The organism is Dyella sp. RRB7, from assembly GCF_022761115.1.
Taxonomy (GTDB): domain Bacteria; phylum Pseudomonadota; class Gammaproteobacteria; order Xanthomonadales; family Rhodanobacteraceae; genus Dyella.
Map to the genome: position 1 here is coordinate 457,810 of NZ_JAKWJS010000001.1, position 26,281 is coordinate 484,090.

24 protein-coding genes are annotated in these 26,281 nt (G+C 66.0%); 14 read left to right on the plus strand and 10 right to left on the minus strand.

Annotated elements, in window-relative coordinates:
* Window positions 1-94: 94 nt before the first annotated feature.
* The 6 genes from MJ606_RS02160 to MJ606_RS02185 all read left to right on the plus strand — a co-directional run bounded on the left by MJ606_RS02160 (window position 95) and on the right by MJ606_RS02185 (window position 5,792).
* Window positions 95-1,324, plus strand: coding sequence for an acyl-CoA dehydrogenase family protein (locus MJ606_RS02160; protein ID WP_243047769.1), 1,230 nt, complete (start codon window positions 95-97; stop codon window positions 1,322-1,324).
* On the plus strand, window positions 1,321-2,388 hold the full coding sequence (locus MJ606_RS02165) for a phosphotransferase family protein (protein ID WP_243047770.1): 1,068 nt from the start codon (window positions 1,321-1,323) through the stop codon (window positions 2,386-2,388). The genes MJ606_RS02160 and MJ606_RS02165 overlap by 4 nt, the downstream gene beginning before the upstream one ends.
* Before the next feature lie 4 nt (window positions 2,389-2,392).
* Window positions 2,393-3,082, plus strand: coding sequence for a histidine phosphatase family protein (locus tag MJ606_RS02170; RefSeq protein WP_243047771.1), 690 nt, complete (start codon window positions 2,393-2,395; stop codon window positions 3,080-3,082).
* A gap of 95 nt (window positions 3,083-3,177) precedes the next feature.
* A complete protein-coding gene (locus tag MJ606_RS02175) occupies window positions 3,178-3,948 on the plus strand; it encodes an SDR family oxidoreductase (protein WP_243047772.1) in 771 nt (256 codons plus the stop codon).
* A gap of 16 nt (window positions 3,949-3,964) precedes the next feature.
* Window positions 3,965-4,753, plus strand: a complete 789-nt coding sequence (locus MJ606_RS02180; RefSeq protein ID WP_243047773.1) for an SDR family oxidoreductase — start codon at window positions 3,965-3,967, stop codon at window positions 4,751-4,753.
* 22 nt (window positions 4,754-4,775) lie between these two features.
* The gene (locus tag MJ606_RS02185; RefSeq protein WP_243047774.1) at window positions 4,776-5,792 is read left to right on the plus strand and encodes an NADP-dependent oxidoreductase; all 1,017 of its coding nucleotides are present in this window, start codon (window positions 4,776-4,778) and stop codon (window positions 5,790-5,792) included.
* 30 nt (window positions 5,793-5,822) lie between these two features.
* Here MJ606_RS02185 and MJ606_RS02190 read toward each other — a convergent pair whose 3' ends face one another.
* A complete protein-coding gene (locus MJ606_RS02190; protein WP_243047775.1) occupies window positions 5,823-6,713 on the minus strand; it encodes a LysR family transcriptional regulator in 891 nt (296 codons plus the stop codon).
* Window positions 6,714-6,831: 118 nt separating this feature from the next.
* Between MJ606_RS02190 and MJ606_RS02195 the strand changes: the two genes are divergently transcribed.
* Together MJ606_RS02195 and MJ606_RS02200 are read left to right on the plus strand one after the other, a co-directional pair.
* On the plus strand, window positions 6,832-7,815 hold the full coding sequence (locus MJ606_RS02195; protein WP_243047776.1) for an aldo/keto reductase: 984 nt from the start codon (window positions 6,832-6,834) through the stop codon (window positions 7,813-7,815).
* A gap of 46 nt (window positions 7,816-7,861) precedes the next feature.
* Window positions 7,862-8,269, plus strand: coding sequence for a cupin domain-containing protein (locus tag MJ606_RS02200; protein ID WP_243047777.1), 408 nt, complete (start codon window positions 7,862-7,864; stop codon window positions 8,267-8,269).
* A gap of 140 nt (window positions 8,270-8,409) precedes the next feature.
* Here MJ606_RS02200 and MJ606_RS02205 read toward each other — a convergent pair whose 3' ends face one another.
* Window positions 8,410-9,216, minus strand: coding sequence for a family 1 encapsulin nanocompartment shell protein (locus MJ606_RS02205; protein WP_243047778.1), 807 nt, complete (start codon window positions 9,214-9,216; stop codon window positions 8,410-8,412).
* Window positions 9,209-10,270, minus strand: coding sequence for a Dyp-type peroxidase (locus MJ606_RS02210; RefSeq protein WP_243047779.1), 1,062 nt, complete (start codon window positions 10,268-10,270; stop codon window positions 9,209-9,211). The genes MJ606_RS02205 and MJ606_RS02210 overlap by 8 nt, the downstream gene beginning before the upstream one ends.
* Window positions 10,271-10,636: 366 nt before the next feature.
* On the opposite strand from MJ606_RS02210, the gene MJ606_RS02215 reads away from it, so the two are divergent.
* The 5 genes from MJ606_RS02215 (at window position 10,637) to msrA (ending at window position 15,490) form a co-directional block, all read left to right on the plus strand.
* Complete coding sequence (locus tag MJ606_RS02215) at window positions 10,637-11,359, plus strand: DUF3348 domain-containing protein (protein WP_243047780.1); 723 nt, start codon at window positions 10,637-10,639, stop codon at window positions 11,357-11,359.
* A gap of 10 nt (window positions 11,360-11,369) precedes the next feature.
* Window positions 11,370-13,466: a DUF802 domain-containing protein gene (locus tag MJ606_RS02220; RefSeq protein ID WP_243047781.1), complete on the plus strand. Its 2,097-nt coding sequence runs from the start codon at window positions 11,370-11,372 to the stop codon at window positions 13,464-13,466.
* Window positions 13,463-14,113, plus strand: a complete 651-nt coding sequence (locus MJ606_RS02225) for an OmpA family protein (protein WP_243047782.1) — start codon at window positions 13,463-13,465, stop codon at window positions 14,111-14,113. The genes MJ606_RS02220 and MJ606_RS02225 overlap by 4 nt, the downstream gene beginning before the upstream one ends.
* Window positions 14,103-14,756 carry a DUF2894 domain-containing protein gene (locus MJ606_RS02230; RefSeq protein WP_243047783.1) on the plus strand — a complete coding sequence of 218 codons (654 nt, stop codon included), beginning with the start codon at window positions 14,103-14,105 and terminating at the stop codon, window positions 14,754-14,756. The genes MJ606_RS02225 and MJ606_RS02230 overlap by 11 nt, the downstream gene beginning before the upstream one ends.
* A gap of 227 nt (window positions 14,757-14,983) precedes the next feature.
* Complete coding sequence (gene msrA / locus MJ606_RS02235; RefSeq protein ID WP_243047784.1) at window positions 14,984-15,490, plus strand: peptide-methionine (S)-S-oxide reductase MsrA; 507 nt, start codon at window positions 14,984-14,986, stop codon at window positions 15,488-15,490.
* A gap of 77 nt (window positions 15,491-15,567) precedes the next feature.
* On the opposite strand, the gene MJ606_RS02240 is transcribed toward msrA, so the two are convergent.
* Together MJ606_RS02240 and MJ606_RS02245 are read right to left on the minus strand one after the other, a co-directional pair.
* Complete coding sequence (locus MJ606_RS02240) at window positions 15,568-16,494, minus strand: M14 family metallocarboxypeptidase (protein ID WP_243047785.1); 927 nt, start codon at window positions 16,492-16,494, stop codon at window positions 15,568-15,570.
* A gap of 202 nt (window positions 16,495-16,696) precedes the next feature.
* The gene (locus MJ606_RS02245; RefSeq protein WP_243047786.1) at window positions 16,697-19,369 is read right to left on the minus strand and encodes a M1 family metallopeptidase; all 2,673 of its coding nucleotides are present in this window, start codon (window positions 19,367-19,369) and stop codon (window positions 16,697-16,699) included.
* A 177-nt stretch (window positions 19,370-19,546) separates the two neighbouring features.
* Here MJ606_RS02245 and oxyR point away from each other — a divergent pair, with 177 nt between their 5' ends.
* On the plus strand, window positions 19,547-20,491 hold the full coding sequence (oxyR, locus tag MJ606_RS02250) for a DNA-binding transcriptional regulator OxyR (RefSeq protein ID WP_243047787.1): 945 nt from the start codon (window positions 19,547-19,549) through the stop codon (window positions 20,489-20,491).
* 66 nt (window positions 20,492-20,557) lie between these two features.
* Here oxyR and MJ606_RS02255 read toward each other — a convergent pair whose 3' ends face one another.
* The 5 genes from MJ606_RS02255 to MJ606_RS02275 form a co-directional block, all read right to left on the minus strand.
* Window positions 20,558-21,076, minus strand: a complete 519-nt coding sequence (locus MJ606_RS02255) for an adenine phosphoribosyltransferase (protein ID WP_243048565.1) — start codon at window positions 21,074-21,076, stop codon at window positions 20,558-20,560.
* A gap of 91 nt (window positions 21,077-21,167) precedes the next feature.
* Window positions 21,168-21,446: a DUF2007 domain-containing protein gene (locus tag MJ606_RS02260; RefSeq protein WP_243047788.1), complete on the minus strand. Its 279-nt coding sequence runs from the start codon at window positions 21,444-21,446 to the stop codon at window positions 21,168-21,170.
* Between the two features lie 868 nt (window positions 21,447-22,314).
* Complete coding sequence (locus MJ606_RS02265; RefSeq protein WP_243047789.1) at window positions 22,315-23,895, minus strand: response regulator; 1,581 nt, start codon at window positions 23,893-23,895, stop codon at window positions 22,315-22,317.
* A gap of 42 nt (window positions 23,896-23,937) precedes the next feature.
* Window positions 23,938-24,384, minus strand: coding sequence for a response regulator (locus MJ606_RS02270; RefSeq protein WP_243047790.1), 447 nt, complete (start codon window positions 24,382-24,384; stop codon window positions 23,938-23,940).
* Complete coding sequence (locus MJ606_RS02275) at window positions 24,381-26,177, minus strand: ATP-binding protein (protein ID WP_243047791.1); 1,797 nt, start codon at window positions 26,175-26,177, stop codon at window positions 24,381-24,383. Before MJ606_RS02275 ends, MJ606_RS02270 begins: the two co-directional genes overlap by 4 nt.
* Between the last annotated feature and the right edge of the window lie 104 nt (window positions 26,178-26,281).

A 26,281-nucleotide genomic window follows, 5' to 3' on the forward strand; every position in this document is an offset into this window, starting at 1 on the left:
AGTCATTCATATGACTTATGTATAGCTATAAAGCATATTCATTTCACTAATCAGAGGACACAGGCGTAGGCTGCGGCGGAGTCAGGAGAACCCCATGGACTTCACCCCCTCCGAGCGCACCCAGGCGCTCACCGAACGCCTCGACCGCTTCATGCGCGAGGAAGTGATCCCGGCCGAATCGACCTACGCGTCGCAGTTGGCCGGTAGCGCCGACCACCGCCAATGGCGGCAGCCGCCGGTGATGGAGCAGCTGAAGGCCAAGGCCCGCGCCGCCGGCCTGTGGAACCTGTTCCTGCCCGACCTGGAAGATGGCCCCGGCCTGAGCAACCTCGACTACGCGCCGCTGGCCGAGATCATGGGCCACTCGTTCATCGCGCCCGAAGTGTTCAACTGCAACGCGCCGGACAGCGGCAACATGGAAGTGCTGCATCGCTACGGCTCGCCGCAGCAGCGCGAACGCTGGCTGACACCGCTGCTGCAGGGCCAGATCCGTTCCGGCTTCGCCATGACCGAGCCGGACGTGGCCTCCTCCGACGCCACCAACATGCAGGCCACCGCCCGCGTCGACGGCAACGAGGTGGTGCTCGATGGCCGCAAGTGGTGGACCACCGGACTGGGCCATCCGCACTGCCGCTTCGTGATCTTCATGGGCCTGAGCGATCCGCAGGCCGAACCGCATCGCCGGCACAGCATGGTGATCTGCCCGCTGGATGCGCCCGGCGTGCGCATCGAACGCATGCTGCCGGTGTTCCACGACTACGACGAACCCTCCGGCCATGGCGAGATGAGCTTCCAGCAGGTGCGGCTGCCGCTGGACCACGTGATCCTGGGCCCGGGGCGCGGCTTCGAGATCGCCCAGGGCCGCCTTGGGCCCGGCCGCGTGCATCACTGCATGCGCGCCCTGGGCGCCGCCGAGCGCGCGCTGTCGCTGCTATGCCAGCGCGCGCAGTCCCGCGTGGCCTTCGGCAAGCCGCTGCTGCAGCTGGGCGGCAATGCCGACATCGTGGCCAACCTGCGCATGGCCATCGAGCAGGCGCGCCTGCTGACGCTCAAGACGGCGTGGACGCTGGACACGCAGGACAACAAGGCCGCGCTGAGCCTGATCTCGCAGATCAAGGTGGTGGTGCCCGCGGTGGCCCAGCAGGCGGCTGATGCGGCCATCCAGATCCACGGCGGCGCCGGTCTTACCGACGACTTTCCGCTGGCGCAGCTGTTTGCCTATGCGCGCGTGCTGCGCCTGGCCGATGGCCCGGATGAAGTCCATCGCGCGGTGGTGGCTAAACTCGAAGCCAAGGCACAACTCGCACGGGAGGCGCGGGCATGACGGTCATCCAGGATCAGGCACGAGCGGTGCGCGAGGAAGATGCCTTCGACGTGGCGCGCGTCGATGCGTATCTCAAGCAGCACATCGCCGGCCTCGCAGGCGAACCCACGCTGAAACAGTTTCCCGGCGGCGCCTCCAACCTCACCTACCTGCTCACCTACGCCAACCGCGAACTGGTGTTGCGCCGTCCGCCGCGCGGCGCCAAGGCGAAATCCGCGCATGACATGCTGCGCGAGGCGCGCGTGATGGGCGCGCTCAAGCCCAGTTATCCCTACGTGCCGGCCATCCTTGCCCGCTGCGACGACGCCAGCGTGATCGGCCAGGATTTCTATGTGATGGAGCGCCTCAACGGCACCATCCTGCGCCGCGACCTGCCGCCGGCACTGGGCCTGGACCGCGACGGCGTGCATCGCCTGTGCCTGGGCTTCATCGACCGCCTGATCGAGCTGCACCAGGTCGACATCACCCAGCCCGGCTTGAACGAGCTGGGCAAGGGCGAGGGCTATATCGCGCGGCAGGTCGCCGGCTGGAGCGAGCGCTGGCGACAGGCCGCCACCGAGGGCTCCGACCCGTGCGAGGACGTGCTGGCCTGGCTCGACGCCAACCAACCCGGCCACGACAACGCCAGCTGCGTGATCCACAACGATTACCGCTTCGACAACGTGGTGCTTTCCCCGGACAACCCGCTCGACATCATCGGCGTGCTCGACTGGGAGATGGCCACCATCGGCGACCCGTTGATGGACCTGGGCGGCTCGCTCGCCTACTGGGTGCAGGCCGATGACGATCCGGTGTTCCAGTCGTTCCGCCGCCAGCCCACGCACGAGGCCGGCATGCTCACGCGCCGCGAAGTGATCGCCTACTACGGCGAACGCAGCGGGTTGGATGTATCGGGATTCGGCTTCTACGAAGTGTTCGGGCTATTCCGCCTGATGGTGATCATCCAGCAGATCTATCGCCGCTTCGCGCTGGGCCAGACCACCAACCCGCAGTTCGCCGGCTTCGGCGACGCCGCCCGCTATATGGGCAAGCGTTGCCGCCGGCTGATCGCGGCCGCAGGCTAGGCCCATGCGCGAATTGCTGTTGATCCGCCACGGCCAGGCCAGCTTCAGCGCGGAGGACTACGACCGTCTCTCGCCCATCGGCGAACAGCAATCGCGCATGCTTGGCGAGTGGCTGGCCGCTTGTGGATCACCGCCGGATAGCGCCGCCATCGGCCCACGGGTACGTCACCACGATACCGCCCGGCTGTGCCTGGAAGCCGCGGACCTGTCGCTGCAGCCCATCGTGTTGCCCGGACTGGATGAAGTCGATCACCACGAACTGCTTGCACGCCTGCGGCCGGATCTCGCCGGCGCCGCTGCGCTGCGCGCGGAATTGAAGCAGGCCGCCGATCCGCATCGCGCCTTCCAGCGATTGTTCGCCGACGCCATCACCCGCTGGGTCAGTGGCGCCCACGATGCCGACTACCGCCAACCCTGGCCGGCATTCCGCGCCGGCGTGCTGGCCGCCCTGCAGCAGCTGGCCGACTCCCCGGCACGCACGATCTGGGCCTTCACCTCGGGCGGCCCGATCGCCGTGATCGCCAGCGCGCTGCTGCAGACACCCCTAGCGGAGACTTTCCAGTTGAGCTGGCCCCTGGTGAACACCGGCGTGACGCGGCTGCGACTAGGCTCGCGCGGTGCCACGCTGGTGACCTACAACGCATGGCCGCACCTGGAACGTGCCGGCGATGCCCGGCTGGTGACGCTGCGGTGAAGCCATGCCGCTTCGCGCCTCCTCCCCGGCAACGCTGGGGAGGCAGCAGCGCCATGAACTACTTTCACTCACCCCTCGACTAACGAGCCCTGCCCATGACCAGCCCCATCACCTTCGACCTTACCGGCAAGATCGCCATCGTCACCGGCGCCAGTCGTGGCATCGGCGCCGAAATCGCCAAGCTGCTTGCCTTGCATGGCGCACACGTCATCGTCTCCAGCCGCAAGCAGGTCGACTGTCAGGCGGTGGTCGATGAGATCGTCGCCAGCGGCGGCTCCGCCGAGGCCATCGCTTGCCATATCGGAGAACTGCAGCAGATCGATGCGCTCCATGCCAAGGTGGAACAAACGCATGGCCGTCTGGACATCCTGGTCAACAATGCGGCCACCAACCCGTTCTTCGGCCATATCCTCGACACCGATCCCTCGATATTCCAGAAGACCGTGGACGTGAATATCCGCGGCTACTTCTACATGTCCACGCACGGCGCACGCCTGATGGCGAAGAACGGCGGCGGCTCCATCGTCAACGTGGCCTCGGTCAACGGCGTGGTGCCCGGCGTGCAGCAAGGCATCTATTCCATCACCAAGGCGGCGGTGATCTCGATGACCAAGGCTTTCGCGGTGGAGTGCGCCGAGCAGGGCGTGCGCTGCAACGCGCTGCTGCCGGGCCTCACCGATACCAAGTTCGCCTCCGTGCTGGTCAACACGCCAGCCATCCTCAAGATGGCGCTCGCCCATGTACCCATGCGCCGCGTGGCGCAGCCTTCGGAGATGGCCGGCGCCGCGCTCTATCTCGCTTCCGACGCAGCCTCCTACACCACGGGTGCGGTGCTGAATGTCGATGGCGGCTATCTCTGCGTCTGATCGCAAGGACCCTTTCATGACCTATACCCCTCCTCTGCGCGCCGCTGGCAAACGGGCCTTTATCACCGGTGCGGCCGGCGGCCTCGGCTCGGCCACTGCACGCATGCTGGCGCGACACGGCGCCAAGGTATTCCTGACCGACCTGGAAGGCGCGCCCGTCGCCGCGCTTGCCGATGAGATCAATGCCGAGCTCGGCGCGCAGGTGGCCTGGTCCGCTACGCAGGACGTGCGCGAGGAAGACACCTGGAAACAGGTGCTGGATGCCGCCGCCAGCGCATTGGGTGGACTGTCGGTGCTGGTCAACAATGCCGGCATCGGTTCGCTGGGCGGCGTGGAAGACATCAAGCTGAAAGAGTGGCACCGGGTGATGGGCATCAACCTGGATAGCGTCATGCTCGGCTGCAAATATGCGCTGCCGCACCTGCGGGCGGCGCAACCGGCATCGATCATCAACATCTCCTCGCTGGCGGCCTTCAAGGTCGATCCGGATTACACCGCCTACAACACCTCCAAGGCCGCCGTGGCGATGCTGAGCAAGTCGGTGGCGCTGGATTGCGCGCGACAGAAGATCGACGTGCGCTGCAATTCGGTGCATCCCTCGTTCATTCGCACCGGCATCGTCGCGCCGTTTTACGAAGCGCTCGGCGAAGAGGAAGCCACGCGCAAGCTGTTGCGCGGCGTCCCCCTGAGGCGGCTGGGCGAACCCGACGACGTCGCCTACGCGGTGCTGTACCTCGCCTCCGATGAAAGCCGCTATGTCACCGCCGCCGAGCTGTTGATCGACGGCGGCGCCCGCGCCATCTGACCCTTCCGCCACGAGGCCACCCATGTCATTGATCAATCGCCAGCTGCGACTGAAAACCCGGCCCGAAGGACTGGTGCGCCAGGACAACTTCGAACGACACGAGCAACCCGTGCCCGAACTTGCCGATGGCCAGGCGCTGGTGCGCGTGCTCTATCTGTCGATGGACCCGACCAATCGCGTGTGGATGAGCGATATCCCGCAGTACATGCCGCCCGTGGCCATCGGCGAGGTGATGCGCAGTCTCGGCATAGGTCGCGTGGTGGCGTCCAAGTCGAAGCACTACGCCTTGGGCGACCTGGTGCAAGGTCTGGTGGGCTGGCAGGACTACGCCCTGCTCGACGAAAACAAGATCGGCTATTGGGTGAAATTGCCGTCCAAGCCGCCGGTGGCGCTGCCCACGCTGCTCGGCGCTTGCGGCTTCAGCGGCATCACCGCGTATTACGGCCTCACCGATATCGCACCGGTGCAGGCGGGCGAAACCTTGGTGGTCTCCGCCGCCGCCGGCTCGGTGGGCTCCATCGCGGGCCAGATCGGCAAGCTGCGCGGCGCACGCGTGGTCGGTATCGCCGGCGGGCCCGAGAAATGCCGTCATCTGGTGGACGACCTGGGCTTCGATGCCGCCGTCGATTACAAGGCCAGTGATTTCAAGCAGAAGCTCGCGGAAGCCACGCCTGAGGGCGTGCACGTGAACTTCGAAAACGTGGGTGGCCCGGTGATGCGCGCGGTGCTGTCGCGCATGGTCAACGGCGGTCGTGTCGCGCTGTGCGGACTCATCGCGAATTATGCCGGTGGCGAACGCGCCTCGGACGACTACAGCGTGATCATCGTCAAGCGACTCACCGTGCGCGGCTTCCTGGCCTTCGATTGCCCGGACCAGGCGCGCGCCGTGCGGGACCTGGTCGGCTGGGTAGTGAGCGGAAAGGTCAAGGCCGGCGAAACCGTGGTCGATGGCCTGGAGAACGCCCCGGCGGTGCTCAACCGCCTGTTCGACGGCAGCCACACCGGCAAGCTGGTGCTGCGCGTGGCCGACGATGGCTGATGCCTGCGTTTTCGTGCTGGCACAACGGCCTCACCGATAGCGCAAGGCTTCCACCAGCAGCGAAAATGCTGCCGAATGCTGGCGGCGGCTCGGGTAGTAGAGGTGATAGCCGGGAAACGGCGGACACCAGTCGCCCAGCAAGCGTTCAAGGCGGCCCGCGGCGATATCCGCCAGCACCATGTCCTCCGGCAGATAGGCCAGGCCAAAACCATCGAGCGCCGCTGTGTGAACCTGCCGGGTGTGGTTGAAGGCCAGCCGCCCTTCCACCCGGACATTCAACGCATGGCCGTGCTGCTCGAACTCCCAGGCGTAAAGTCCGCCGTGGGTGAGAAAGCGGATATTGATGCAGTCGTGCCCGGTCAGGTCGCGCGGCGTTCGCACCGGCGGACGCGAGGCGAGATAACTTGGCGCCCCGACACAGGCCATGCGCATCGGCGGCCCGATGGGCACTGCCACCATGTCCTTGGCCACCTGCTCGCCCAGGCGGATGCCCGCATCGAAGCGCTGGGCGACGATGTCGGTCAGGGCAGCATCGGTGATGACCTCGACGTGGATGTCCGGGTAGTCCGGCAACAGCTTCCGTAACGCCGGCCACAGGATGGTGGTGGCGCTGTGCTCGCCGGTGGTGATGCGCAAGGTGCCGCTGGGCTTGTCGCGCAACTCGCTCAGGCCCGCCACGGCCGCATCGATATCCCCGAAGTTGGGGGCCAGCTCCCTGAAGAGACGCTCACCGGCCTCGGTGGGCACGACATTGCGCGTGGTCCGGGTGAGCAGACGCAGGCCAAGCCGGGCTTCCAGCCCCCGCATGGTATGGCTGAGCGCGGATTGGGAAACGCCCAGCTGCGCGGCGGCGCGAGTGAAACTCCGCTCGCGCGCCACCGTCAGGAAGGCGAGCAGGTCGTTGTAGTTCTCACGGGGCATGCGTAGGCCCGGCCCATTAATGAATTTTGATCATAAAAGCATTCGTATTGCAGCGTCTAATCAAACCAAAGCCGCCCGTGCACACTGGTGTGATCCCGATCCCCTCAAGGAGCACCCCATGCAAACGCGCACGCTTGGCCACAGTGGCCTCAAGGTTTCCGCCCTCGGCTTTGGCTGCATGGGCCTGAACTTCGGATACGGCCCCGGCCCGGGCAAGCAGGAAGCCATCACGCTGATACGCGAGGCGTTCGAGGCGGGCGTGACCTTCTTCGACACGGCCGAGGCCTATGGCCCGTTCACCAATGAGGAACTGGTCGGCGAGGCGCTGGCCCCGATCCGCGACCAGGTGGTGATCGCCACCAAGTTCGGCTTCAAGGACGGCAACTCGCAGACCGGCATGGACAGCCGCCCGGAACGCATTCGCGCCGTCGCCGACGCCGCGCTCAAGCGCCTCAGGACCGATCGCATCGACCTGTTCTACCAGCACCGCGTCGATCCCGATGTGCCGATGGAAGACGTGGCCGGTACCGTCAAGCAGCTGATCGCCGAAGGCAAGGTCAAGCACTTCGGTCTGTCGGAAGCTGGCGTGCAGTCGATCCGCCGGGCGCATGCGGTGCAACCGGTGGCGGCGCTGCAAAGCGAGTATTCGCTGTGGTGGCGTGAACCCGAGCAGGAAGTGCTGCCGACCTGTGAGGAACTGGGTATCGGCTTCGTGCCGTTCAGCCCGCTCGGCAAGGGCTTTCTCACCGGCAAGATCGACGCGAGCACGTCATTCGCCAAGGACGACTTCCGCAACATCGTGCCCCGCTTCACCCCGGAAGCCCGCCAGGCCAACCAGGTGCTGGTCGAGCTGCTCGGCAAGATCGCCGCTGCCAGGCAGGCGACACCCGCGCAGATCGCACTGGCCTGGCTGCTGGCACAGCAGCCGTGGATCGTGCCGATTCCGGGCACTACCAAACGGCATCGCCTGCTGGAAAACCTCGGCGCCGCGTCGATCGACCTGCAGCAGGACGAGCTGCGCCAGATCGAACACGCGCTGGCCCATATCCAAGTGCAAGGCGACCGCTATCCGGCCCACCTCGCCGCACGCGCGGGCAAGTGAACCCATCGCCCTATCACGTCCCATGTCATTCGTTGGAGCAATCACCATGGAACTCACCCGAAACGGCTCGCTGCCGTCCATCAAGGGAGCGGCCGACTACTTCACCGGCCATGTGCGCATCGACATGCCGTTCCAGCGTGGCGGCACGTCGCGCGTGGGCGGCGGCATCGTCACCTTCGAACCTGGCGCACGCAGCGCCTGGCACACGCATCCGCTGGGGCAGACGCTGATCGTCACCGCCGGCAAGGGATGGACGCAGTGCGAGGGCGGCCCCATCGTCGAAATCCATGCCGGCGACATCATCTGGTGCCCGCCGGGCCACAAGCATTGGCACGGCGCCACCCCCACCACGGCGATGACGCATATCGCGATTCAGGAGGCGCTGGATGGCAAGGCAGTGGAATGGTTGCAGAAGGTGACCGACGAGGAATACCTGGCCGGCCCGCCGGCCTGAGCCGCGTCATCGTCTTTCGATGACGCATCCGCTGCAGACTGCCCCGACGCAAAAAGAGGCCGCATAGCGGCCTCTTTGGATGGATGCGGAAGTCGATTGCCCCCAGGCGCGATATCTCCGGTGGAGCTATCGCGGCGCGCTCACTTGTCGCTGGGCGTGAGCACCACGGCCGCTTCGCCCGTCAATTGCAGGAACGTGAAGGTCTCCTGCAGATACAGGTGCACGACGCTGTCGGTGTGGCTCAGGTAGCCGATGGAAATGTCCTGGCCGATATGCAACTCGAAATCACCACCGCGCGTGGTGAGCACCACGCCGCCCTTGATGGCCGGCGCCCAGATGATCTCGCCGTCCACCAGGTTCCGAATGTCCTTGAGTACGGGGTAGCCCTCGTCGGTGGCCCCGCTGACGGCGGTAAACGGTTGCTCGCCCAGCAAAAGCGTATAGGGCCCATTGACGCCCGCATCGCGCAGCTGGCTTACCGCTTTTGCCACCACGGCCGGATAGTTGTCCACATTGGACGGCAGCGTCATCGCGGCGTTGCTGGTGCCCTGGCGAATGCCTTGTATGCCGGCGGCCTTGTAGCCTTCGAAAACAGCGCGATCCTCGGCGAAAGCGAGCTTGCGTGCCGCGTCCTTCAGCGGTTGCAGGTCGGGATCGTTGGCGCCGCGCTCCACCGAGTCAATCGCCTCGCGCGACAAGGCGAACAGCACGCGCAGTTCCACCACGGCCTTCACTTCGCGTTGCGCGGCCTGGATGCCTTCGGTCGGCGGCTCGATCTGTTGCAGGTGGCCGGTACCCACGGCAGAAAAGTCGAACCCCTTCGGCCCTACGACATCCACGACTCGCCGCGCCGCGAGATGACGCTTCAAGGTCCTGGATGCTTCCTGCTCGATCTGCGCCCATGCCTGTTCCGAGATGGGCGCGAGCTTCCGATGAAGATTATTCATTTACGGGTTCTCCTTTGAGCGAACCAATGCCAAGCGAACCATCCGATGGGGACTGCGGGGATTCGACCGCCGCCACCACGCCCTCACCGCCGGCAGGCGCGCCACTGGTGGATGGGGCCGGGCCTTCTGCCGAAACATTGTCCAGGAACGTCGCGGTGGGCACGAAAAACAGCGTGCCCGTCACGGCCTTGCTGAAATCCAGCAGGCGGTCGTAGTTGCCTGGCGGACGACCGACGAACATGTTGGTCAGCATCTGCTCGATCCGCTCAGGGGATCGCGCGTAACCGATGAAGTAGGTGCCGAACTCGCCCTTGCCAACCTCGCCGAACGGCATGTTGTCGCGCACGATTTCCAGCTGCTCGCCATCCTTTTCGATGGTGGTCAGCGCATTGTGCGCGTAGCTGGGCTTGGCGGCATCGGTCAGCTCGATGTCCGACAGTTTCTTTCTGCCGACGATATTTTCCTGCTGCTCGACGGGCACGGTATCCCACGCCTTCAGGTCATGCAGGTACTTCTGCGTGATCACGTAGCTGCCGCCGGCAAAACCGGGGTCCTCGTCGCCGATGATCGCGGCATCGATGGCGTCCTGGTCCACCGGATTCTCGGTGCCGTCGACAAAGCCGAGCAGATCGCGCTCGTCGAAATACTTGAAGCCATGCACTTCATCCACCACCGTAACGGCATCGCCAAGGCGGGACATGATGTGGGTCGCCAGCTCAAAGCACAGGTCCATGTGCATAGCACGGATGTGGAAGAGTATGTCTCCCGGCGTGGAAACCGCGTGGTGCTGTCCCTTGATTTCGCGAAACGGGTGTAACTCACTGGGCCGCGGCTGACCGAAAAGCCGATCCCACGCCTCCGAACCAAAGCCCATCACGCAGGACAGGCGACCCTCAAGGTCGCGGAAACCCACCGCGCGCAAAAAAGAGGACAGGTCGCCACAAAGCCCGCGCACCGCCTCTTCGGGCTGAGACCCTGGTTTCAAGGTCACCACGAGAAAAATGGCGGCGCGCGTAAGCTTGGCGACGACGGGCTGCGGAATGACGGAAGACACTGTCCACCCCTAACGAATTGGTCCGGGCAGTATGCCCCGGGCTTCGATGAAGGTCCAAAACAAACCGGCCCCCATCCAAAGACGGTGGGCTGCGCGGCCAGCGAAGCCGCCGGACTCGAAACGGCGCGACCTGGCGCTGGCTTCCATCCGCGGCGCGTCCACGCGCGAATCCACGGATCCCGCTCCACGCCGCACGCGCCGGTGGCTTGAAACCCAGGGTTGCGACAGCCGCGGCTTCTCCTCGATATCGCCCAGCGACCGCCCGGAGGCCCGACGGACCGCCCGGCCAGGCCCGCCAGGGACACCCCAGGCGGGAGTCCCCACCCCAACTGCGTGTAAACTGGTCGTTTTTTGACGCCAGCAGCAATGGTGCAAGCTCCTCAACGTGCGACGATCCGCGGCCCGACGTTCATTCGCTTACTCGCCAGCCTGACGGACGTCGACGTTCCCCAAGCCAAGCAATCGCTATCGGACCGGCTGAGCCAATGGCTCGACTGGACGCATGCCATTGCGCTGTCCACCGCGCTCGACGGCAAGCCACCGGCGACGGGCAACGACGTGCCTGCTGCCGACAGCGCGGAGGAAAACGAATGCGCCCGTGTGCGCGGTTCGTTGGTCCACGCCATCACCAGCGACCGCGAATGGCCGCGCGGGGCCGCGGAAGAAGGCGGTGCGAACGCGGAGGAGCCCGACTACACGGCCTTTCGCCAGCGCTACCTCGCCTTGCAGCGCTCGATGCAATCGGCCACCGGCAGCCTGCGCGGCCGCTTGCGGGACAGGCTCGCCCACCCATCGGCCGACATGGCACGACTGGCGGAAGTGGATGCGGTGATGGAACTGGCGCTGAGCCCGCGCGAGCAGGCGCTGTTGGCCGCCGTGCCCGCCTTGCTCGGGGAACACTTCGAGCGTTTGCGTCAGGCCGGGCACAAGACACCGGACGACACGCGAGTGTCGCAGGACAGCCCAGCGACCACGCCGCGCGGCTGGCTGGAGGTGTTTCGCAAGGACATGCAGAGCGTGTTGCTCGCCGAACTGGATGTTCGTTTTCAACCGGTCGAAGGTCTGCTCGCAGCACTTCGCACCCGCTAACTGGAACGTCATGTTCAGAAATCTTCTCAATCTTGCTGTATTCGTGGTGGGCCTGGTCGCGGTGTGCTGGATCGGCGCCGGCTACATCGGTTCGAATCCGCTGGGCGCCAGTGTCGCGATGCTGATCGGCGCCTGCTATCTCGCGGGCGGCCTTGAGCTGCACCGCTATCGGCAGGCCACCGCCACGCTGCAACACGCCGTCACGGACTTGTCCGCAGCACCGGCCAGCCTCGATGAATGGCTGGACCGCTTGCATCCCTCGCTACGCAATAGCGCACGCCTGCGCATCGAGGGCGAGCGCGTGGCGCTGCCCGCGCCGACGCTGACGCCGTACCTGGTAGGCCTGCTGGTGCTGCTGGGCATGCTCGGTACGCTGCTGGGCATGATGGCGACGCTGCGCGGCACCGGCATGGCGCTGGAGAGCGCGACCGATCTGCAGGCCATCCGCGGCTCTCTTGCCGCACCGGTGAAGGGGCTGGGTTTTGCATTCGGCACCTCGATCGCGGGCGTGGCCACTTCGGCGATGCTGGGGCTGCTTTCCGCGTTGTGCCGGCGCGAGCGTCTCCAGGCCGTGCAAGGGCTGGACGTGAAGATCGCCACGACCTTGCGCATCTACTCGCAAACGCATCAGCGCGAGGAAGCGTTCAAGCTCCTGCAACGCCAGACCGAAGTGATGCCTGCCCTGGTCGATCGGCTGCAGGCGATGATGGCCGCCATCGAACAACAGAGCGTGGCCGCCAGCGAGCGCCAGATCGCCAGCCAGGACGCGTTCCACGGCAAGACCGAGGCCACCTATGCGCGGCTTGCCGCCTCCGTGGAGCAGTCGTTGAAGGAAAGCGTCGCCGAAAGCGCGCGCGCCGCCAACGCGGCATTGCAACCGGTCATGGAGGCCACCATGGCGGGCCTCGCGCGCGAGACAGCCGCGCTGCACGATACCGTCACGCGCGCCGTACAGCGGCAACTCGAGGGACTCTCCGCCGGCTTCGAAACCACCACCACGACCGTGGCGGACATCTGGAACCGGGCACTGGCCGAACACCGGCAATCGAACGAAGCGCTGGTGCAGCACCTGCGCAGTTCGCTGGAACACTTCGCCGGCAGCTTCGAGCAACGCTCCGCCGGCCTGCTGGAAGGCATCTTCACGCGCCTCGACGCCACCGCGGGCAACGTGGCGGAAGCATGGAACCAGGCGCTGACGCAGCAACAAGGCGTCAACGAGAAACTGGCGTCCCACCACCAGCAAGCGCTGGGGGCCGCCGCCGCCACTTTCGAGCAACACGCAACCTCGCTGGTCCGCACCGTGGAGCAGTCGCATGCAAACCTGCAGGCGGCATTGGCATCGCAGGACCAGCAGCGGCTCGCAACCTGGGCGGACACCCTCGGCGCGATGACCACCACGCTGAGCAAGGACTGGGAGCAAGCCGGCACACACGCCGCGAGCCGGCAGCAGGAAATCTACGACACGCTCGCACGCACCGCCAACGACATCGCGGCGCAGACGCAGGCCCACGCCAGCGCGACGATCGCCGAGATTTCCCGGCTGGTGCACGCCGCATCCGAGGCACCCAAGGCCGCGGCCGAGGTCGTCGCCGAGATGCGCCAGAAGCTCTCCGACAGCATGGTCCGCGATACCGCGATGCTGGAAGAGCGCAACCACCTGATGGCCACGCTGGAAACCCTGCTCAAGGCCGTGAACCATGCATCCACCGAGCAACGCCTGGCAGTCGACGCACTGGTCACTACCTCGGCCGACCTGCTGGATCGCGTCGGCACCCGCTTCACTGACCATGTCGAGGCGGAAACCGGCAAGCTCGGCACGGTGGCCGCCCAAGTCACCGTGGGCGCCGTCGAGGTGGCGGCCTTGAGCGAAGCGTTCGGCGCGGCCGTGCAGCTGTTCGGCGCGTCCAACGACAAGCTGCTCGACCGCCTGCAGAGCATCGAAACCGCGTTGGACAAATCGCTGGCACGCAGTGACGAACAGCTGGCGTATTACGTGGCGCAGGCCAGGGAAGTCATCGACCTGAGCATGCTGTCGCAGAAGCAGATCGTCGAAGACCTGCAACAGCTCGCCAGCCAGCGGGCTTCCGTCGGAACGGAAGTGGCATGAGCGGCGATTGGGATGGCGACTCCGAATCGGCAGCCCCCATCTGGGCCGCCTTCGGCGACCTGATGTCGGTGCTGCTGGGGGTGTTCGTGCTGATCCTGGTAGGCGTGATCGGCGTGCAGTTGCAGCTCTCGAACAGGCTGGACGAAGAGGTCAAGCAGCGGCAGCTCGAAGCGCAACGCCGCCAGACCCTGGAACAGGCGCTGGCAGGCCCGCTGGCGGCCGGCCGGGTGACGCTGGTCAACGGGCGCATCGGCATTCGCGGCAGCGTGCTGTTCGCGCTGAACTCCGATCAGCTGCAGCCCGAAGGCCAGGACGTCTTGAAGAGCCTGGCCGGCCCGCTGACCGAATACCTCAGGAGCCGCGACGAGGTGCTGATGGTGAGCGGCTTTACCGACGACCAGCAGGTGCGCGATGGCAATCACCACTTTGCCGACAACTGGGAGCTGTCGGCCGAGCGCGCGTTGACCGTGACGCGCGCCTTGATCGCGGCAGGCGTTCCCGCCTCCTCGGTATTCGCCGCGGCGTTCGGTTCCGAGCAACCGGTCAGCTCCAATGCCGATGACGAGGGTCGGGCAAAGAACCGGCGCGTGGAAATAGCGCCCGTCCCGAAGCCATCGGCGAGTACAGCGACACCCCATGAGCCCTAGCACGACACCCGTCCGGGTCATGCTCGATGCGTGGCGCGCGCAGGGCGCCGATCGCGCCGATCCCATGCGCTTCCTTTTCATCGAGGCACTGGAACGGCGCGCGGCCGATCATGACGGCGAGGCACGCCGCCTGCTGGACGAAAAGCTCTCCGCGCTGATCGCGGCGTATGCCAGCGCGATCGAAGAGGCCGCGCCCCCGGCCGGCGCTGCACACAGCACGACCACGCCGAGCGAATCTTCGCGTGGAGCGCTTGGCGCATTGATCGACGACATCGCTCGCCGGGCAACGATGCGCGGTGACAACCCGACCACGGACGACGCGGCTCCCTCGCCTAGCACCCAGCCGGCATGGGAGGTGCTGGATGACTTCAGAAAGCTCTGGTCCAAGGTCCGCACCGAGAGCCAGTTGCGGCAATCGCTGGAACAGGTACCCGAGAATGCCGGCCCGCTCAACTCGGGCAGCCTCGTGCATCGATCGCTCACATTGATGCGCGAGGTGTCGCCAGGCTATCTCCAGCATTTCATGGCCTACGTCGACGCCTTGGCGTGGGTGGAACAGATGAATGAAGGCGGCGCCCTGGCCGTCAAGGAAGCGCCCCGGTCGGCGGGCGCCAAGAAGCGCACTCGCAGTAAACCTCGCTAGCACCGCGGGCGCAGCGCGCCGTGGTCCCCGAGCCGCCCATCGCCCATGCCTTGCCAGCGGACGCCATAGGTAACCGTGCGCGGGTATCGAGCGAATCAGCAGGGTCGGCGATACTTCCGGCATTGGCCGGTGGGGTGGATCGCAGGCATCTCGCCGGCGTCACCCACGGTGGTGTATCCCACCAGCACCCCACACGCTCCCCCAGCACACGGAGAAAGGACCCATACATGACCACGAAAACCGAGACGGCGATCCTGGCAGGCGGCTGCTTCTGGGGCATGCAGGATCTGCTGCGGCGCTACCCGGGCGTGCTGTCGACGCGCGTGGGCTATACCGGTGGCGATGTGGCCAACGCCACCTATCGCAATCACGGCACCCATGCGGAAGCGATCGAGATCGAGTTCGATCCGAGCCAGATCAGCTACCGGCAGATCCTGGAATTTTTCTTCCAGATCCACGACCCGACGACGAAGAATCGCCAGGGCAACGACATCGGCACGAGCTATCGCTCGGCCATTTACTACGTCAACGACCAGCAGAAGCAGGTCGCCGAGGACACCGTGGCCGACGTCGAGGCATCAGGCCTGTGGCCCGGCAAGGTGGTCACCGAGATCAGCCCCGCCGGTCCGTTCTGGGAAGCCGAACCCGAACACCAGGACTATCTGGAACGCTACCCAAACGGGTACACGTGTCACTTCCCGCGGCCGGACTGGAAGCTTCCGCGACGCGGGTAATCCCGCGACCGTCGATGACGACCGTGCCGGATCACCGGCATCCCGGCGAAGCGATCACCCGCGTGCATGTGGAAACCTCAGCCGTCGCGGTGGGCCAACGCGTAGTCGATCGATGCACGCACCGCCGCCACCTGGGCGTCGTTGCACTGCTGCGGCGTGGCGTGCGGGCTGTCGGGGTAGACCTCGGTGGTGGTCGCATAGCGTGCGTTGGTAATGCCCGCGCACAGGCCCCACTGCTTCACCGGGAACTTGATGACACCCGGCAGCAGCAGCGGTGATCCGATGATTTCGCCATGGGCATCGGCCGCGGCGATATGGGTCACCTTGGCCACCGCCTCGATCACCGAGCGCTGGAACTCGGGCTGGGGATGCTCGATATCGTCGACCAGATAGAAGCCATCGGGAATCTCGCCGGGCACGAAGTCCTTGCCATCGCGGGCGGCCAGCGCCGGGCGGAATTCCGACTCGTCCGAATCGGTGGTCTCGTGCAGGTCGATATGCATCAGCACACGATCGCGCAGCGGCTCCAGCAGGTCCACCAGCGCCGCCGATTCGCCGGCCGGACTGTGCTTGCGGAAATTGCGATTGGGATCGAGTGCGTCGGGGTTCCAGCGATGGATTCGCTCGTAAGCCCACGGACTGACACAGGGCACCACCAACAGGTTGGCTCGACCGACATAGTCTTGCGCATGCTGCTGGACGAACTGCAGCGCGCCATGCACACCGCTGGTTTCGTAGCCATGCACACCGCCCGTCACCAGCAAGACGGGCAAGTCCTCGCGCCAGTCGCGGCTGCGAATGGCCAGCAACGGATAGTGTTCAGCGCCATAGTCAAGCGCCCCATACTCGACCACGTCGAACCGTTCGCGGAACCGCTCGATCACGCTCAAGACGTCTTGTGCATAGCTGCGCTGCTTCACCTGCCGCGCAAGCCATGCCTCACGCTCCGCCGCGCCCCAAGCCTGTCCGGGTATGCCGATGGGATAGAAAGCGTGGCTGCTCATGCGGACGTCATCGTGGTGGAATGGTCGTACTTTACCATTCGCACCACGCGCAGACCGCGACCGGCACCAGGGCGGTAACCCCTATCGGCCGCACTGCGCACCAGCGCCATAACGGCCAAACGCCGGGCGACTCGCATCGCCCGGCGTTCCTTGTTGCGGCCGGATGGCCGGTGACTGACCGGCCAACATCGGGATCAACCGATCACGGCGCCTGCTGCTTGTCCTTCAGGGCCGAGCACAGCACGGTGGCTTCGCTGGCCTGCGCCAGGCCGCGCTCGGCACCGCTGATGCCCTTGGCGCGGTCCTTGAAGAACGACTGCAGGCGATCGGCTTCGTCCTGCGAGCAGCCACCGCCACCGATCAGGCCGGGCAGCTGGCCGCCGGCGAAGCTGCCGGTGCGTTCCACGATCCTGTCGTAATTTGTGGTGGCCCACTGCCACGAGGCGTCGCGCTGCTCGCGCGTGTCGCGGCCGCCGCGCAGCAGCATGGCCATCTCGCCCACCTTCACCTTCTTGTCGAGGGCGAAGCTGCGCACCTGGTTGGCCAGCGCCGGATCATTCACTTCGCTCAAGCCGCCAAGCATGGCGTTGCGCATGGCCGGGTCGCTGGTCTGCGGCAGTTCGGCGATAAGTGCATCGACGGCCGGCTTGCCACGTTCCTGCACGGCCACGCCCAGGGCGACGCCGAGCAGGTCCGGATCGGCCGCACCCAGGTCGAGACGACCATCCGCCTTGCGCTTGAGGGCGGCGTCACCCTGCTTGAGCAGCTCCGCGCGCACCTGCGGCACGTTGACGACCAGGGCCAGCTCGTCGGCAAGCGTGTTGCGCAGCAGCGAATCGCTGTCCGCCTCACCCGGCTTGCGGTGGTAACCCAGCTGCGTCAGGCGCGGCAGGTAAGCATCCGTCGCCCATGCGGCCAACCCGGCGCGCTGCGCGCCGGTCTGCGCGAGGTTGTGATAGATCCAGTTGAAGCTGCCCAGCGGCGCGGTGGCCACCTCGCGGGTCTTGGACGACGTAAGCGGCTTGAGCGCGGCGAGCACGTCGCCCGCGTCGAGGTCGCCATGCTTGAAGCTGGCGTATACCGCATCGGCGTAGGCCAGTTGCTCGGCATCATCGAGCTTGCCGATCTGCTGGCCGAGCCTGGCCAGGTCGTCCTTGGCCATGGCGAAGCGGTAGTAGCCGCTGCCGTTGGCGTTGGGCAGCACCCAGGTCGGGTTGCTGGCGCCGTCGAGCACCATGGAACCCTGCGCCTTGTCGAGCAGTTCGCAACTCACCTTGCTGCCATCGGCGGTGCCGTAGCGCACGCACATCGGCACGCCCCACACCTGCTTGTCGTCGCCCTTGCTGCCGACGGGAAGATAGCGGCTCTGGCTAAGCTGCAACACGGTCTTGCCGCCTTGCTGGGTCAGCTTGGTCTGCACATACGGCACGCCCGGCTGATTGAGGAAGCTCTTGAAGGCCAGCTTGAAATCGTTGCCCTTGTCGGCGGCCTTGGCGATGGCGTCGATCAGGTCATCGGCGGTGGCGTTGCCGAACTTGTGCTCCTGGATGTACGCACGCATGCCCTGCTGGAACGTCGATTCGCCGACGTAGCCTTCGAACATGCCCAGCACCGCGGCGCCCTTCTGGTAGGTGATGCCGTCGAACGCGGTCTCGATGTCGCCATTGCCGGTGATCGGCTGGCGGATCTTGCGCGTGGTGACCAGGCTGTCGCCGTTCATCGCGCCCTGGGCGCCGCGCACGCGGTCGAGGTCGGCGCGGTATTCCGGATGCACCTTCTGGGTGACCTTCTGCTGCATCCAGGTGGCGAACGCCTCGTTGAGCCATAGGTCGTCCCACCAGGCCAGCGTCACGGTGTCGCCGGTCCACTGGTGCGCCAGCTCGTGCGCGGTAACGTTGAACGAACCGCGCACGTAGTTGGCCGGGGAATCGGGATCGAGCAGCAACAGCCAGTCGCGGAAGGTGACCAGGCCGGGGTTCTCCATCGCGCCGGCGGAGAAGTCCGGCGCGGCCAGCAGGTCGAGCTTGTCCCACGGGTAACCGAAGCCGTAGTAGTCCTCCAGCGTGTGGATGATGCTCGGCGTTTCGCCCAGCACGTGCTGCATGCGATGGCCTTCGCCCTTGGCGGCGATGCCGCGCAACTCAAGCGCCTGCGTGCGATACGGCGTCGGCGAAATGTCCGGGCCCTTCACCACGTCCCACGGGCCCACGCCAAACGCCACCAGATAGGTCGGCAGCGGCTTGGTGGTGGAGAAGGTCAGCGTCTTCCAGCCGTCGCCAGCGGCCTCTTCCTTCACCTGCTTGGTATTGGCCACGCCCACTTCGTCGTTGGGAATGGTCAGGCGAATATCGAACGGGGTCTTGAAGCCGGGTTCATCGAAACCGGGGAACGCATAGCGCGCGCTGATCGGTTCCATCTGCGTCATCGCATACGGCTGGCCTTCGTGGCTTACCTTGTACAGGCCCTGCAGCTGCTGGTTGAGCGGCGCGGCGTACTCGATGGCGACGGTCAGTTCCTGCGGCGCGAGCTTGCCGCCGAGATCGATGCGGACTACGCCCTCTTCCGGCGCCACTTCCTCGTACTTGCCCGCATGCGTCTTGCCGGCGGCATCCGTCACGGTGACCTTGCCCACCGTCAGGTCGCGACCATGCAGCCACAGATGGTCGGAGGCCTGGGTCAGCTTCAGCTTGATCACCGTGGTGCCGGTGAAATCCTGCTGGCGCGGATCGACCTTGAAGGCGAGCTGGTAGGACTCCGGACGGGCCCAGCCGGGCAGCTTGCCATGCGGCTGGTCATTGGCGACGGGAGCGGCCAGCGCCGCGCCACAGCAGGCGGCAAGGGCGGTAAGTACGAGTGGGCGGACGAAATGGCGCATGCGGCGAAGCTTCCCCTGGGGACAAAAGACCCCCCAAGCTAGGTGCACCCATGACGGATGACCCAGTGCCATAAGACATGGAGCCGCCCGGCGGCGGCGCCCGGGCACATTGTCCGCACCGATGATTAGCCCCATTATGATAGGCATGAACTATCAATCTACTGGGGCCGTGTTCCCATGAACCTGCGTGACCTGCACTACCTGGTGGCCCTGGCCGAGCATCGGCATTTTGGCCGTGCCGCCGAAGCCAGCTTCGTCAGCCAGCCCACGCTCTCCACCCAGATCAAGAAACTCGAAGACGAACTGGGCGTGGCGCTGGTCGAGCGCACGCCGCGCAAGGTACTGCTCACCGAAACCGGCCGCGAGATCGCCCGCCGCGCGCGTGGCGTGCTGTCCGAGATCGACGAGATCAAGGCCATCGCCCAGCGTACGCGCGATCCCGAGTCCGGCACGCTGCGCCTGGGCATCTTCCCCACCCTCGGGCCTTACCTGCTGCCACACCTGGTGCCGCTGGTGCGCAAGCACTTTCCACGGCTGGAACTGCTGCTGGTGGAGGAAAAAACCGAACAGGTGGTGAAGATGCTGCGCGAGGGGGCACTGGATGTCGGCGTGCTTGCGCTGCCGCTGCACGAAGACAGCCTGCACGCCGAATTTCTGTTCGAAGAGCCGTTCGTACTTGCCGTACCCGAAAGTCATCCGCTGGCTCACCACAACAAACGCCTCAAGCTGGATGACCTGGAAGATGAAAGCCTGTTGCTGCTGGAGGACGGCCACTGCATGCGCGACCAGGCGCTGGAAGTCTGCCAGCTGGCGGGCGCGGGCGAGCGTTCGGGCTTTCGCGCCACCAGCCTGGAAACCCTGCGCCAGATGGTCGCCGCCAACGTGGGCATCACGCTGTTGCCGACGCTGGCGATCAAGCCGCCGGTGGCCCGCACCGACAACGTGCATCTGCTGGAATTTGCCGGTCACGCACCGAGCCGGCGCCTTGCGCTGGTGTGGCGCAAGAGCTCGTCGCTGGGCGTCTTTCTCGAACGCTTCGCCGAAGTGATCCGAAGCCTGCCGGCCGAGCTGCTGCAGCCACGGCTGGGCGAGCCCATGGTTGCCGCCACGGACAAGCGCTGATCGCCAGCCGAACCTAAGGCGCCGACACCAAGCCAAGGGATATCCAAGTCTCGCGGAGACGCGGCATCAGTAACGCAGCAACGCTTCCAGCGGCGTATCACCCTGCCAACGGGCGCGGCCCTGCAAGGCCGCCAGCTCGATCACCACGCTGGCGCCCACCAGCGCGCCGCCGAGCTTCTCCACCAAGGCGCGCGCCGCCGCCATCGTGCCACCCGTGGCCAGCACGTCATCGACGATCAGGGTTCTTTCGCCCGGACGCAGCGCATCATTGCGCGCCTCCAGCCGATCCACCCCGTATTCCAGCTGATAGTCCACCGCAACCACCGGCGGCGGCAGCTTGTCGGGTTTGCGCAGCGGCACGAAACCGGCGTGCAGCTTCTGCGCCAACGCCGCGCCAAAAATAAAGCCACGGGACTCGATACCGCATACCGCCTGCACCTCGCTGCCCTGCCACGGCTCGGCCAGGGCATCCACGCAACGGGCGAAACTGCCGGCATCGGCCAACAGCGGCGTGATATCGCGAAACACGATGCCCGGCTGGGGGAAGTCCGGTACGGCGCGGATCAGCGCCTGGATCTGTCGCAGGGAAGTTTCCAATGGCCTTGCTCCGTCGCCCTTGCACGGGGGCGCTATGCGGCCCGCAGGATAGCGCGCGGGCTCGGTGCTGGCGCCAGGCTCAGCAAAAAGCGGGGTATGGCGCGTCGGGATCCTCGTCCGATTCACCGATGGCCAGCCGGGCCTCCATCAAGTCGCGCTCCACTTCACGCACGACCTGCTCGGCCGCCGCCAGGCTTGCCTCGGGCACCAGCACCGCCACATAGTCCAGCGCCGGCAGCTGCCCAACAGCGCCGGTGAGGTATTCGCCCGAGACAAAGGCCGGGATCTCCGCGCGCTCCAGCGCGTCCTTCACCAGATGGGCGTCGATCAGGGTTTCAGCTCGGTAGGCGATGCGCATGGGGGCACGCTAGCGCTGTGGGGGGCGGGGGGCAAGTTTTTGCCCGAAGGGTGGTTGCATGGGGGCTTGGCGACTGTTTGTCTGGTTGTGGTGTTGACGCCAGGTTGCCGCCTGCGCGGCGGGCGTTTCGACCTCCTGCCGGAGGCCGAGTCACTTCTCTTTGCTGGCCCAAAGAGAAGTAACCCAGAGAAATGGCCTGAAAGGCCAGGGCTCGTAGCGTTGCGAGGAATACAGGCCGGAACGGTCTCTGGGGTTTCGTTGCGGGACGCCTTCGCCGCTACACAGCGGTGAGACCATAGGGCTGCGCAAAGCGCCGCCGCGCTGAGGGCTTAAAGCCGGTGTGGCGGCGTTGATGGGTCGCTATAGCTCCCGAAGGTGGCGGTATCTATGGTTATAACCGCCACTGAGGCTAGATTGGCCCCTCACCCCAACCCTCTCCCCGGAGGGGAGAGGGAGCCAAGACGTGAAGCGCGCCGCTTTAAGTCCTCAGCGCGGCGGCGCGTTGCGCAGCCCTATGGTCTCACCGCTGTGTAGCGGCGGAGGTTGTCCCGCAGCGAACTGCCTCAAGCGTTCGGGCTTTTCCCCACCCGATGCTGCCAGCTCTTCCGGCCATTTTCTTTGGGTTACTTTTCTTTTGGGCCAGCAAAAGAAAAGTGACTCGGCCTCCGGTAGGAGGGCGAAACGCACGCCGCGTAGGCGGCACCCTGGCGATCACGCCAACAAAAGCGACAGCCCCTGGGTGACTCGCTACGCTCGCCCCTGCGGGGCCGCCCTTCGGGCGTTCTGTGCGCTCCGCGCTTGCTCTGCTTTCGCAAGGATGACGATCAAAAGCGCTGGCCTAGCCGACACCAAAATTGAGCCCCCCCCTCTAAACCGGCCCCTCCGGCAATTGCCCCGCCGCACTCGTCTCCAGCGCCTCGCGTACCGTCCGCAACAGCTTTTGCGTGGAAATCGGCTTGTCGACCAGATACAGGTGCTCCATCACCGGCAGCTCATCCATGTCCGGCGGTGCGTCCGGCCGCGCCAGCAGCAGCACCGCGCGCCGGTAGCCGTGGTCGAACAGCGCGGCCAGGGTGCGTACGCCGGTGAACAGGTTCATGTCGGCGTCCAGCACGACCAGGTCGGGCACGCCCTGTGCCTCGATCCACTGCAGGGCCGCGGTGCCGCTCTGGCTGGCATGGGCCTGGTAGCCCCATGAGTCGAGCGTGTCGACCAACAGCGACAGCTGGCCGGCTTCTTCCACCACCACCAGCACGCGTTCGGCCTCGCCCTGCAGGTTCATCTCGTCGTCCAGCTCGGCCACGTCGCTAGGCTGCTCGACCAGCGGGATATAGATGTGGAACCGGGTGCCTTGTCCGGGCTGGCTTTCCACGCGCATGACGCCGCCATGCGCGGCGACGATACGCTTGCAGGAGATCAGCCCCAGGCCGGTACCGGTGTCCTTGGTGGTGTAGAAGGGCTCGAACATGTGGCCGAGCACTTCGTCGTCCATGCCGCTGCCGCTATCGGCTACGGTCAGGCACAGGTAGTTGCCTGCCTGCGCCTCTTCGTCGGGAAGGAAAAAGGATTCCGGCAGGCTGGCCTGCGCGGTCTCTATGCGCAGGCTGCCGCCCTCGGGCATGGCCTGGATCGCATTGAGGCTGAGGTTCAACAGGCACTGCTGCAGTTCGGTGTGGTTGCCGTCGAAACTGAGTTCCGGGTCGCTCGCCTTCATTTCCAGCGTGACCGTGCGCGGCACGCTGCCCTGCAGCAGCAGGGCGAGCGCGTCGAGCAGTGCGCCGACCCGCACCTGCTCGGCGCGCCGCGCGCCGCGTGCGAAGGAGAGCATCGACTGCACCATGTCCAGGCCGCGCTTGCCGCAATCGCGCACCAGACGTCCCAGCCGCGCCAGCCGTGGATCTTCCTGGTAATCCTGCAGGCTGTCGCCGGCCAGCAACAGCGGTTGCAGCAGGTTGCGCAAGTCGTGGCTGAGGCCGCCCGCCAGCATGGCCAGGCTTTCGAAGCGCTGCGCGCGGATCAGCTCGGTCTCGGCGCGCCGGCGCGCGCGCTGGGCTTCTGCTTCACGCAAGGCACGGCGCACGGCCGAGGCCAGCCGCGCCGGGTTCTGCTTGAGGATGTAGTCGGTGGCGCCGTTGCGCAGCGCCTCGATCGCCGCCTCCTCGCCCAGCGTGGCGGAAACGAAGATGAAGGGAAGATCCTGGTCGCGCTCGCGCAACAATTCGAGCGCGCGCTGGCCGGAAAAGCCGGGCATGCTGAGGTCCGACAGCACGATGTGCGGATGGAAGTCTTCCAGCACGGCCAGGTAGTCGCGCTCTTCGTCCACCAGGCGCACGTCGTAGTCGATCGCGTCGGCGTCCAGCTCCGACAGCACCAGTTCGGCATCGAGCTGGCTGTCCTCGATCTGGAGCACGCGAATCTTGGGCAATCCCCTATGCAGCCGGTCCGACATCTACATGCGACTCCGTTGTGGCGCATCCTGCCCCGATCGATCTCAACCTGACTCGGGCCCCTGGTTGAGCACGGCCCAGAACTGCCCGAGTGTACGCACCGCGTCGAAGAACTGATCCACATCGACCGGCTTGATCACATACGCATTGGCGCCGATGTCCCAGCTGCGCGCCAGGTCGCTTTCCTCGCGCGAGGAGGACAGGATCACCACCGGCACGCGTCGGAAGCGATCGTCGGCGCGCAGCTGGGTGAGTACTTCCAGGCCGCTCATGCGTGGCATCTTGATGTCCAGCAGCACCACGGCTGGATCGATCGGCTCACGCCCGGCCCATTCGCCGCGGCAATACAGGTAATCCAGGCAGTCCACGCCATCCTCCAGGTGCACCACCGGATTGGCCAGGTTGGCCCCGGCGAGCGCATCCAGGGCCATTTCAGCATCGGCGAGACTGTCCTCGACGAGCAGGATGGTACGAATGTCGCGATGGTTCATGGCCGCCTCTGCGCAAAGCTTTCCGACAGATCGGAGGATGGCAGCGTGAAGTGGAAACGCGCGCCCTGGCCCGGCTGCGCATCCGCCCAGACCCGGCCGCCATGGCGCGACACGATACGCCGCACGTTGGCCAATCCTATGCCATTGCCGGGGAACTCGGAGGCCCGGTGCAGCCGCTGGAACACGCCGAACAGCTTGCCGGCGTACTGCATGTCGAAGCCCGCGCCGTTATCGGCCACCACGAACTCATAGCTGCCGTCGCGATGGCGCTGCACGTCGACGTCGATGCGCGCCACCTCGCACTTGCCGGTGTATTTCACCGCGTTGCCCAGCAGGTTCTGCCACACCGTGCGCAGCATGTTCTCGTCGCCGATGACGATGGGCAGCGGCGCGATCGACCACACGATGTGGCGCCCGTGCGCATCGATCTCGGCCAGCGCGCGGGCCTCGTCGGCCAGCGACTGCATGTCCACCGGCTGCAGGCGCAGCGCGCCGCGCCCCAGGCGCGAGAACACCAGCAGGTCTTCGATCAGCAAGGCCATGCGCCGCGCCGCGTCGTTGATGACCTCGATGTAATGCCGCGAACGCTCGTCGGCGCCCTCGCCCAGGTGCTGCTGCAGCTTGCCGGCGAAACCGCTGATGTGCCGCAGCGGCGCGCGCAGGTCGTGCGACACCGAGTAGCTGAAGGCTTCCAGTTCGCGGTTGACGTCGGAAACCTGCTCGATCTTGCCTTCCAGCTGGCGGTTGAGTTCCTTCACCTGCTGCTCGACCAGCGCGCGCGCGGTGACGTCGCTGAGCGTGAGCAGCAGCACCGGATCACCGCCGCCGTCCTGCTCCAGCCGGCGTGCGTTGATCACCACGTGGCGATCGACGCCGTCGACCGTGCGCTGGATCAGCTCGTAGTCCCACAGCTCGCGGTCGAGCAGCAACACGTCGTTGAGGCGCTGCAGCAGCGCGCTGTCGGTCCAGGCGCCATCGCCGATCTCGGTCAGCGGCAGCGACTGGCGGAAATCCGGCGGCAACCCGTAAAGCTCGCCAAACGCGGCATTGACCAGCAGCGTGCCCAGTTGCGCGTCGAGCAGCGCGATTGGCTCGCGCACCGCCTGCACGATCAGCTGCGAACGCTGCACGGCCTGCCCTTCGCGCACTTCGGCACGCAGGCGCCGGCTGATCTGCCGTTCGGACACGATCACCACGATGGTGAGCAGCAGCACCTGCGCGATGGCGGTGATGGCCAGCGCCAGGCTGCTGTTGAACGATTCCCGCTTCGCCTCGGCACGGCGCTTGAGCAAGGTGTCGTTCTCGTTGCGCACGATGCCGTCGATGAGATCGTCCATCTTGAACAGCGTGCCTGAATCGCGCATGGCGTCAGCGGCGCCGTTCTGGTCGCCATGGTCGTAGCGCTGCACCGCCTGCCCGCTCAACGCGAGCCGACCGTTGACCACTGCGCTCAACGAGCCGATCAGCGCCTGCTGGTCGGGGCTGTCGATGGTCATGTCGCGCAATTGCGCCAGCAGGCCCGGAGTCTCATGGGCGGCCCGCTCGGCGCGCGCGCGAACCTGCGGGTCGGCGTCGCCATGGATCATGCGATAGATGGCCGCCTCGCTGTCGCGCGTCACATAGGCGATGCGATAGGTCAGCGACTTCACTTCCGACGAGTGCGTGACGCGCTCATTGGCCTCGATCGCCTCGCCCGCCCCGCTGCGCGTGACCATATAAGGCAATGCCACGATCACCAGCACGGCCGCCAGCAGGCCGCCCAGCCGCCAACGCAGGGCGATACGGTCCCTCATGGCCGGCCGCAGCGTCGACGCCAGTTTCCAGGATGAGCGCAACATGTAGGGCATGTTTGCAGAATCACCCCAACTATTGCCAGCTCCTATCGCACGCTTGTTAC